We start from the raw sequence: 1,675 nt of genomic DNA, 5'->3' as shown, positions 1-1,675 counted from the left end.
CAGCCACGTTTGCCAAAGATACCGAATTAAGTTTAGGTATTAGCAAAGGTGTCTTGGTTGCTAATGATGTACAAGTAGATGGTGAAGTTGACATTCATAGTGGCATCTTTGACAGCAGTTTGACAGGTGTTATCAGTGGTACAGGTAGCTTAGTAAAAGATGGTGCAGGCCAACTCAATCTTACAGGTGCTAACAGCTACGCAGGTGGTACACAAGTTACTGCAGGTAAAGTAGCGTTAGATGCTAATACGGCTTTAGGAACAGGCGCAGCCACGTTTGCCAAAGATACCGAATTAAGTTTAGGTATTACTAAAGGATTATCGGTTGCTAATGCGGTACAAGTAGATGGTGCTGTTAAAGTTCATAGTGGTAGCTTTGATAGCAGTTTAGACGGTGTAGTGAGTGGTAAAGGTAGTCTTGTAAAAGATGGCACAGGCACCTTAACCTTAAAAGGCAGCAACAGCTACGAAGGCGGTACTATCGTTAATGAGGGTACCTTAGCCATTAGTCAAAATGCCAACTTAGGTAAAGCAGAAACAGGTGTGACTGTAAGTAACGCCACGTTATTATTAAATGGTGATATTGCCATTGAACGTAAAGTGACCTTAGCAGGTACAGCGGCTACGATTGATACAACAGGCGATAGCAGCATAGATGATGCGGTAAGTGGGTCGGCCAAGTTAATTAAAACAGGTGACGGCACCTTAACCTTAAGCACAGCGAATACGTATGCAGGCGGCACTCAAATTGCCAAAGGCACCTTAGAGATTAGCAGCGATGCGAGTTTAGGAGCTAAAGCAAGTAAATTTGGTGTTGACGTTGTGATTGATGATGCAGCTACCTTAGCTTTAACAGGTAATGTAGCGGCTGCGCGTAAATTAAATTTAACAGGCACAACGGCCACGATTGAAACCACGAAAGAAGGTAGTAGCAGCAGTTTAAGTGAGGTGATTAGTGGTTCTGCGAAGTTAGTTAAAGAAGGTGCAGGTAGCTTAACGTTATCGGGTGTTAATACGTATGCAGGTGGTACTGACATTGACGAAGGTACCTTAGTCATTAGCCAAGATGGCAACTTAGGTAAAGCAGGTACAGGTGTTGTTATTGGCAATGAAGCTACCTTGGCTTTAAATGGTAATGTTAATGTTGATCGTACCCTAGCTTTAGCGGGAACCACAGCAACGGTTAATACCGTGACAGGTAGCAGCAGCCTAGTCAAAGAGGTCAGTGGTTCAGCGACCTTAGTTAAAACAGGTGCAGGTACCTTAACTCTCAATAGTGCCAATAGCTACGCAGGTGACACCCACATTGAGGGCGGCACCTTAGCCATTAACAATGATAATAAATTAGGTGCAGGTACCGCTGTTACCATCAAAGATGCCACCTTAGCCTTAACAGAGAGTGTTGCGCTTAGTCGTACACTCGACGTAACAGGTATTGCCACGGTTGACACTGCTAAAGACAGCAACAGCAGCTTAGACAAAGCAGTCAATGGGTCAGGTCAACTCGTTAAAACAGGTACAGGCACTTTAGAACTTACCCAAGCTAATAGTTATAGTGGTGGAACGGCGATTAAAGAGGGTAACGTTACCTTAGCAGCCAATGCAGCCTTAGGAACGGGTGCAGCCACGTTTGCCAAAGATACCGAATTAAGTTTAGGTATTAGCAAAGGTGTCTT

Annotated in this window: 1 protein-coding gene; it reads left to right on the top strand. The window is 44.2% G+C overall.

Going from position 1 to position 1,675, the window contains the following annotated elements; translation table 11 throughout:
- On the top strand, window positions 1–1,675 hold a 1,675-nt coding region (locus Q0212_RS12095; protein WP_297925848.1), incomplete at both ends, for an autotransporter-associated beta strand repeat-containing protein.

Source organism: uncultured Agitococcus sp. (assembly GCF_937920075.1).
Taxonomy (GTDB): domain Bacteria; phylum Pseudomonadota; class Gammaproteobacteria; order Pseudomonadales; family Moraxellaceae; genus Agitococcus.
Note: the sequence above shows the minus strand (reverse complement) of the source record. Positions and strands in the feature narration are given on the sequence as shown.